The organism is Streptomyces sp. SID3212 (assembly GCF_009865405.1).
Classification (GTDB): domain Bacteria; phylum Actinomycetota; class Actinomycetes; order Streptomycetales; family Streptomycetaceae; genus Streptomyces.
The window spans coordinates 1-7,093 of sequence record NZ_WWJY01000486.1 but is presented as its reverse complement, the minus strand read 5'-3'; the positions used below and the strand labels follow the sequence as shown (position 1 = coordinate 7,093).

Here is a 7,093-nt window from a genome sequence, read left to right as displayed (position 1 = left end):
GCCGCCGACCGGCAGGCGCAGCGGCGGCGCGTCGAGCTCCGCGGCGTCGGCGATGGCGCGGGCGGCCTCCTCCGTGGAGAGGGCGCCGGTGCCGTCCATACGGTCGGTGGCCAGCGCGGTGTACGGGTCGTCGGGCAGCCGGTAGACCAGCGGGTTGTCGAGCGCGCCGGAGTTCACCGTGCCCAGTTCCAGCAAGGTGGTGTGGATGCCGAACGGGCCGGTTTCCAGCGCCAGGGCCTCGCCGAACGCTTCGAGCGCCCACTTGGTGGCCGCGTAGGCGGCGCCCCCGGAGAACACGATCCGGCCCACGAGGCTGGAGGCGAACAGCAGGCGTCCGTTTCCGCGCTCGCGCATCTGCGGGAGCACCGCCTGGGTGACGCGGATGGCGCCGGCGGTGTTCTGGGCGAAGAGTCGCTCGATCTCGGCGACGGGGCTCGCTTCCACCGAGCCGACGAAGATCGTTCCCGCGTTGGAGACGAGGACGTCGACCTCGCCTGCGGCGGCTATGGCCTCGTCGACGCCGGCCTGGTCGGTGACGTCGAGCCTGAGCCGTTCGTCGACCTTGAGGTCCTCCAGTGCGCGGGGGTCACGGGCGGTGGCGATGACGCGGTAGCCGCGTGCCGCGAACTCGGTGGCCGTGGCCCGGCCGATGCCCTTGGACGCGCCGGTGATCAGTACGGAAGGCATGGATCTCTCCTTTGGGTGTGAATATCAAACTCACTCGGCGTGGTGACGCCTGTGTGGTTGCGGAATCGGTGTGCGGTTGTGGCGAATGCGCGGGGCCTGCCGGCTTTCCCAGCGACGGGGGCGGTGGTCAGGCGAGCGGTACCGCGGGGGTACGGAAGCGAGAGGCGTCGCCGCCCAGGACGAAGGGGACCTGTTCGGCGATCACAGCATGGGGCTGGCCGAGGGGAACCCCGCTGGCCTCGTCAAGGCGCCGGTACTGCTCGGCGTCCAGGCGGACGTCCAGCGCACCGAGGTACTCCTCCAGCTGTGCCAGGGTGCGCGGGCCGATCACCGGTACGAGCGGGGTCACCGAGCGCTCGGCGCGCTCCCGCACCCAGGCGACGGCGACCCGTGCGGGACGTACACCTGTCTCCTTGGCCACGGTCAGGACGGCGTCCACCACCGCGGTCTTCTGCCGGCTGTCCTCGGTGTGGACGATGCGCCCCCAGTCGCGCAGCCGCCCCTCGCCGCTGGTGCGGTACTTGCCGGTGAGCAGCCCGCCGCCGAGCGGCGACCACAGCGCCCCGCCCAGCCCGAGGGCTTCGGCCATGGGCAGGATCTCGCGCTCCGCGGTCCGCTCCACCAGGCTGTACTCGAACTGGACACCGATGATCGGGGCCAGGCCGCGCGCCTCCGCGAGGGCGACGGCGTGGGCGGAACGCCAGGCGGGGAAGTTGGACAGCCCGCCGTGCAGGATCTTGCCCTGCCGCGCCAGGTCGTCGAATCCGCGCAGGATCTCTTCCATGGGCGTCACTCCGTCGGGGAAGTGCACCCACAACAGGTCGATGTGGTCGGTACGCAGCCGGCGCAGGCTGTCCTCCACGGCGCGCCGCATGTTCTTGAGACTGTTGCCGGTGGCCGCGACGCCCCGGTCGGACCCGCTGCCGCCGGAGAACTTCGTGGCCAGCGTGAAGCGGTCGCGCCGTCCGGTCAGCAGCTCGCCGAGGATCTCCTCCGACTCGCCGGCCTGGTACGACTCGGACGTGTCGATGAAGGTGCCGCCGGCGTCGTCGAAGCGGTCGAGGATACGACGTACCTCGTCCGGTTCCGTGCCGACGCGGGCCCGCGTACCGAACGTACCCGCCCCCAGTGACACCTCGGAGACCCGTAGACCGGTGCGGCGGCCGAAGGTCGTGTAGCGCATTGCGCCTCCTGTAGAACGATCGGTGTACTTCGTCTTCGACGGTACATCGCCTCCCGCCTCATGTAAAACGATCGGTGCACTTTGGTGAGAACGGTCGGTACACTTGTGGTATGGACACCAGTGGTACGGACACCACGACGAGCCCGGACCTCGCACCGCGGCGTGGGGGGCGCGGTGCCCGTGAGCGGATCCTGTGGGCGGCGAACAAGCTCTTCTACGAGGAGGGCATCAACGCCACCGGCATGGAGCGCCTGACCGAGGTCGCGCATGTCTCCAGGCGGACCTTCTACCAGCACTTCCCGAGCAAGAACGCCCTGGTCGACGAGTACCTGCGACAACTGGAGGAGGAGACCCCGCCCGGCGAGCACGTCCTGAACCGCTCCGACCTCACGCCCCGCGAACGACTCCTCGGCCTCTTCGCCGCCCCGCCGGCCGGCGTGCCCCTGCGCGGCTGCCCCTTCCACAACGCCGCCGTGGAGACCGCAGGCACACTGCCGGCGGTTCGCGCGGCGGCCATCCACCACAAGGAACGGTTCACGCAGCGCCTGACCGACACCGCACGGGAGGCCGGTGCCGAGGACCCCGAGACCCTGGCACGGCAACTGGCCGTCCTGTTCGAGGGCGCGAGGGCACTGACCACCTCCGTCGACAACACGAGCCCACTCGCCGACGGCCGGGCGCTCGCCGCCACGCTGATCGACGCCGCGATCGCCCGCGCGGCGTGAAAGCCCTTCGGCCGAGGGGGGGGCAGCGGTCGGCGAGTGGGGTCGTCAAGCTGCCCGCGGCTCACCCGGGGTTGCCGGCGAGCGGCGCCTTGTACGCCTGGGTCGCTCTCAATGGCCGCAAGCGGGTCAACATCGTGGTGATCGTGCGGTACGCACGCCGTATCGCCGACGGTGAAATCGCCGACGGTGAATACGATGTGGGCAAGGGCAAGAAGATCGGCGTCATCACGGCCTACTGCAAAGGCGTTGCCAAATGTCCGAACTGGGTCAACGAGTGAACGAGGCTCAGGAGGAGGCCCTTGAGCAGCAGGCGTACCTCGTCCGTTTCCTCCTCGGCCACACACTGGTGCCCCTTGCCGGCCGGACCTTCCTGCGCGGCGTGCTGCCGACGCGGGACGCCGTGCGGGTCGTGACCGGAGCAGCCGACGCCCAGGTGGGACCGGCGTCGGTCGCCTACGAGATCCCCTTGTTGGACGACGATGACGAACCGGTGACCGCTCCCCTGGTGCTGGGGTGGACACGGACGCTCGCCGTCGGCACTCCCCCCGGTTCGGACGCCTCGGTGATGGGGATGGCTCTGGTCCGAGTGGACACCGACACCCTCGAACCCGCCCCACCACCCCTGGCGGACCAGGCGCTGCGTGTCCTGCACACACTGGCCTGGCCGTTCGTCGAGGCGCCACCGAACCCGGCGCTGTGCGGCTTCCTGTTCACCGGCCCCGACAGCATGCGCCTCTACCTCGCGGTCGAGGAATCCGACGGCCTGATCGCGGCCGACGTGCGTCTCACCGGCGCACTGACCGCCCTCCTGGCCGCTCTCCCCTCACTCGTATGCGAGAAAGAGCGTTGGGCACCAGACACAGCCGACCCCCACTGCTCCCACACAGTCGATCTGACCGCGTGGTGACCACTCGCAAGTGAGTGATGTCATTCAGCAGTGCAGGAGGCGGAGTTCAGAGAGCACCCGTACGTCGCGCATCGCGCACGGAGGCGTGGGCCCTGTACCACCAGTGGAAATCCGGTTGGTCCGTTGCGGCCCGGGAGCAAATGGTTCCACCAGCCCCGGGCCTCCTGTACCGAAGTGGCTGGTCCCCAGTTGGTCTTCGGCAGCGGTTCCGGTTTTCTTCGCCCTCACACACTCCGGCCACACCGTCGCCGCGGACCAGCCCACGCGCTACAACAGTCAGCTCCTTCTCCGAAGGCGCCACGCTCCCGCAGGAGCCGTACACCGGCCAACAGGAGGCCTGGTGGACGCCGTTGCCCGACGGGGCTCGCGGAGGCTACGTGTTCTGGCCGTCCGTGTAGTCCAGCAGGTCCTGGTACGTCTGTCCTTCGGGGCGGTAGAAGCGGTCGGGGTCCGACCGGGCGCCGATCGGGGACTCGGCGATCAGGCGTGAGAAGGTGAGCGCCGCGGACAGCGGACGGTGGTTGACGACCACCGCGTCGATCTTGCCTTCGGCATTGCGGCGCATCGTCGCGGTGGCCTTGATCGGCCGCCCGCCCACCACCGCCTCGTACTCCTCCACGTGGTGGTCGCCGACGTCGAAGCTGAAGAGGTCGACCCGATCGCTGTAGAACCCACTGACGACCGCCAGCTGGGCCAGTACCGCGTCACGGCCCCTGAGTACGGCATTCATGACGGATCCCTCAAGGGTGACGTCCTCTGCCAGGTCGTCCGTGAATGATGACATCGCCCATCCCTTTGCTCGTACAGTCAGGACATAACCAAACCCACTATACTTGTGTCACGTACGAAAGTGACCGGGCAACGACGCACTGGGAGTTTCCCCATGAGTACTCTGCGTTTCGACGTTCATGTGTCGGGCATGGCACCCGTCGCTCCGGCGGCGCTGACCCTGCCCGACGGTACGGCGGGTGCGTGGTCGCCGCTGGCCCACACCCTGATTCACGGACCCACCGAGGCCGCGCTGGTCGACCCGCCGATCACACTGGGCCAGGCGGCCGAACTCGGCGACTGGGTCGAGAGCTTCGGCAAGCGGCTGACCGCCGTCTACCTCACCCACGGACACGCGGATCACTGGCTCGGGACCCAGCCGCTCGTCGAGCGGTTCCCCGGCGTCACGGTCTACGCCACACCGACCACGATCGACGCGATCCGTGCGACCGCGCCCGAAGGGAAGGCGACCGGGATCTGGCCGGCGCTGTTCCCCGGGCAGATTCCCGTCGTGTCCTTCGAGCCGGTGACGGTGCCGGAGGACGGGTTCCAGGTCGACGGCCACCCGCTGCTCCCGGTGCGGGCGGGCCACAGCGACACGGACAACACCACGGTGCTCCACGTCCCCTCGATCGGGCTGGTCGCCGCCGGCGACGTGGTCTACAACAACGTCCACCTGTACCTCGCCGAAGCCGCCGACGGCGGACTCGACGCGTGGCGCCGCGCCCTGGACGTGGTCGCATCACTGGCCCCGGACCACGTGGTGTCGGGCCATCAGGACAAGTCCCGGGGCAACCATCCGTCCGACATCGCGGAGACCCGCTCCTACCTGGACGCCGCGGAGGGGGTCCTGGACGGCCGGCCCACCCGTCTCGGCTACTTCGACGAGATGACCAGGCTGTTCCCGGACCGTGTGAACCCCCTGACGGTCTGGCTGTCGGCGCGACGCCTGCTGCCGGAGGACAGTGAGTGAAACGGGGGCGGCCGGCTGTCGGTCGGGGGGCGAGGCCGAGCACGGTCGCCCGCTACGTCACCTGTCGTCACGTCACCTGTCGTCCGCGTGCCCGCGAGGCCCGGAGGTTGTTGACATTTCCGCAGGTCTTGGTGTTGTGCCAGGCCCGCGAACGGTTGGGGGACGTGTCGTAGAAGCCGGCGCCGCAGCTCGGTTGCGCGCATGTTTTGAGACGCGTCCAGGTGCCTGCCGTACGGGCGAGCAGCATCTCCATCGCCACCAGGGCACTCACCCCGCGCGCACCGTCCCGCGACGGCGTGTACTCCACCTCGCCCTCCGCCGTGATGTCCAGCCACACCTCGGAAGCGATCCTGCGAAAGCCCCGCTCACCGGGCGGCGGCGGGCCGGCGTTCTCCGCCTTCGCGCGCAGACCACCGCGCAGCGCTTCGCGCAGCTCCACCAGCTCGCCGAGGTCGCCCTCCCGGAGATCGACGGCGGGCGCCCGAAGCCCCGACGCCTCGGACCAGTCCGCCAGCGTCCGGGCGAGCCAGGTGCGGGCCGTGGTCAGGTCCGCGAGCAGATCCGGCCCCGGCTCTCCCCTCTGCGCGTAGAGGGAGGTGTTGACCAGGTCCTGGATCAGGCGGAGTCCCGCCGGTGCCGGGGCGAGGCCGAACCGGCCGGTCATATCCCACGCTCCCGGGGTGGCGGTATCTCTCGCCCACGTCTCATGACGTAACCGTACTACCTCTGCATATGTCCGCGCGAACCTCCCGTCGGGTTCTGGGTCGGGTCGGCACGATCAGCCCGCGTGTGCCGCGCCGGCGAATCGGTCGGGGCCGTCCACCTTCACGGCGACGGGGTCAGCGAGACGATCAGCCCTCGGGGGACGAGGTTCATGCGCGTATTCCTCTTCCTCTCCGTTGATGAGAACACGCTCGATGGCGACGTTCTCGTCGGTCGCGATCAGGTCGGCCGGGTTCTTGACCTACCGTCGGACGCGGGATTCCGCGCGCGTGTGAGCCGTACCCCGGAGACGATTTTCGGTACGTGCTGGGGACGTCGCGAGCCGGACCCCGCTTCGCGGAGACGCACTAGGTTCGGTCGAGCCAGCGGACGAGTTCGGTGCGGGAGCGGATGCCCAGGGTGGCGAAGACGTTGCGCAGGTGGTGGTCCACGGTGCGGGGGCTCAGGGACAGGCGTAGGGCCACCTCGCGGTTGGTGGCGCCCTCCGCCACGCAGCGGGCGATTCGTTGTTGCTGGGGGGTGAGCGTGTGCAACGGGCCGGGGCCGCGGGGGCGTTCGCCGGTCGGGGGCGGGACCGTCTCGCCTGCGGCTCGTAGTTCGCCGCGTACCCGGCCCGACCAGAGATCCGCGCCGCACCGTTCGAAGGCGATGAGGGCGTCCCGGAGCGGGCCTCTGGCCTCGCGGGTCCTGCGGCGGCGCCGGAGCCAGTGGCCGTGGAGGAGTTGGGTACGGGCGCGTTCGAAGTCTCCGGGAGCGTGTTCGTGCCGGCGCAGCGCCTCCTCGTACCACTGCGCGGCCTGGCCCGTGGGGGCCAGCAGGGCCTGGCAGCGGGCCAGTTGGGCGGGTGCCTGCGGGTCCGCGGTGTGGGCCGCCCAGACCATGAACTCCTCAACGGCGGTCCGTGCGTGGGGCTCGGCGCCCTGTCCTGCCAGTACGAGAGCCTCGATGTAACAGGGCACGGCCGGCATCCGGACCGCGAAGTGCCCGCCCCGGAGGCCCTGTCCGACCAGCGGTGCCAGGCGGGCGGCGGCCTCGGCGCACCGGCCCTCGGCCAGCTCCGCGCGGGCCACGGCCCAGCCCGCGAGCGTGGCGGCCTGGGTGAGCCCGTGGGGTCCCGCCCCGGCCAG

At 70.2% G+C, this 7,093-nt stretch carries 9 protein-coding genes; 4 read left to right on the top strand and 5 right to left on the bottom strand.

The window, feature by feature from the left end:
- Positions 1-687: SDR family NAD(P)-dependent oxidoreductase (locus GT042_RS14775; RefSeq protein ID WP_161309173.1), on the bottom strand; the 687-nt coding region annotated here is incomplete at its 3' end.
- 127 nt (positions 688-814) lie between these two features.
- Positions 815-1,870 (bottom strand): aldo/keto reductase, encoded by a 1,056-nt coding sequence (locus GT042_RS14770; RefSeq protein WP_161309172.1) that lies wholly within the window; start codon positions 1,868-1,870, stop codon positions 815-817.
- A 110-nt stretch (positions 1,871-1,980) separates the two neighbouring features.
- On the opposite strand from GT042_RS14770, the gene GT042_RS14765 reads away from it, so the two are divergent.
- The 3 genes from GT042_RS14765 (at position 1,981) to GT042_RS14755 (ending at position 3,502) form a co-directional block, all read left to right on the top strand.
- Complete coding sequence (locus GT042_RS14765; RefSeq protein WP_161309171.1) at positions 1,981-2,595, top strand: TetR/AcrR family transcriptional regulator; 615 nt, start codon at positions 1,981-1,983, stop codon at positions 2,593-2,595.
- A gap of 89 nt (positions 2,596-2,684) precedes the next feature.
- Positions 2,685-2,873: a hypothetical protein gene (locus GT042_RS14760; protein WP_161309170.1), complete on the top strand. Its 189-nt coding sequence runs from the start codon at positions 2,685-2,687 to the stop codon at positions 2,871-2,873.
- Positions 2,849-3,502, top strand: a complete 654-nt coding sequence (locus GT042_RS14755) for a hypothetical protein (RefSeq protein ID WP_161309169.1) — start codon at positions 2,849-2,851, stop codon at positions 3,500-3,502. The genes GT042_RS14760 and GT042_RS14755 overlap by 25 nt, the downstream gene beginning before the upstream one ends.
- A 373-nt stretch (positions 3,503-3,875) precedes the next feature.
- Here the strand turns inward: GT042_RS14755 and GT042_RS14750 are convergent, their stop codons facing one another.
- Positions 3,876-4,286, bottom strand: coding sequence for a hypothetical protein (locus GT042_RS14750; protein ID WP_161309168.1), 411 nt, complete (start codon positions 4,284-4,286; stop codon positions 3,876-3,878).
- Between the two features lie 99 nt (positions 4,287-4,385).
- Between GT042_RS14750 and GT042_RS14745 the strand changes: the two genes are divergently transcribed.
- Entirely contained in the window at positions 4,386-5,243 is an 858-nt protein-coding gene (locus GT042_RS14745; RefSeq protein WP_237530810.1) for an MBL fold metallo-hydrolase, read from the top strand.
- 67 nt (positions 5,244-5,310) lie between these two features.
- Here the strand turns inward: GT042_RS14745 and GT042_RS14740 are convergent, their stop codons facing one another.
- Together GT042_RS14740 and GT042_RS14735 are read right to left on the bottom strand one after the other, a co-directional pair.
- Entirely contained in the window at positions 5,311-5,907 is a 597-nt protein-coding gene (locus tag GT042_RS14740) for a CGNR zinc finger domain-containing protein (protein WP_161309167.1), read from the bottom strand.
- Between the two features lie 406 nt (positions 5,908-6,313).
- Positions 6,314-7,093 (bottom strand): LuxR family transcriptional regulator (locus GT042_RS14735; RefSeq protein ID WP_237530809.1); only part of this gene is annotated, 780 nt, incomplete at its 5' end.

Excerpts from the sequence above, each read along its gene's own strand:
- GT042_RS14745 (WP_237530810.1), top strand. The coding sequence starts at position 4,386 with ATGAGTACTCTGCGTTTCGACGTTCATGTGTCGGGCATGGCACCCGTC.
- GT042_RS14765 (WP_161309171.1), top strand. The coding sequence starts at position 1,981 with ATGGACACCAGTGGTACGGACACCACGACGAGCCCGGACCTCGCACCG.
- GT042_RS14740 (WP_161309167.1), bottom strand. The coding sequence starts at position 5,907 with ATGACCGGCCGGTTCGGCCTCGCCCCGGCACCGGCGGGACTCCGCCTG.
- GT042_RS14755 (WP_161309169.1), top strand. The coding sequence starts at position 2,849 with ATGTCCGAACTGGGTCAACGAGTGAACGAGGCTCAGGAGGAGGCCCTT.
- GT042_RS14750 (WP_161309168.1), bottom strand. The coding sequence starts at position 4,286 with ATGTCATCATTCACGGACGACCTGGCAGAGGACGTCACCCTTGAGGGA.
- GT042_RS14770 (WP_161309172.1), bottom strand. The coding sequence starts at position 1,870 with ATGCGCTACACGACCTTCGGCCGCCGCACCGGTCTACGGGTCTCCGAG.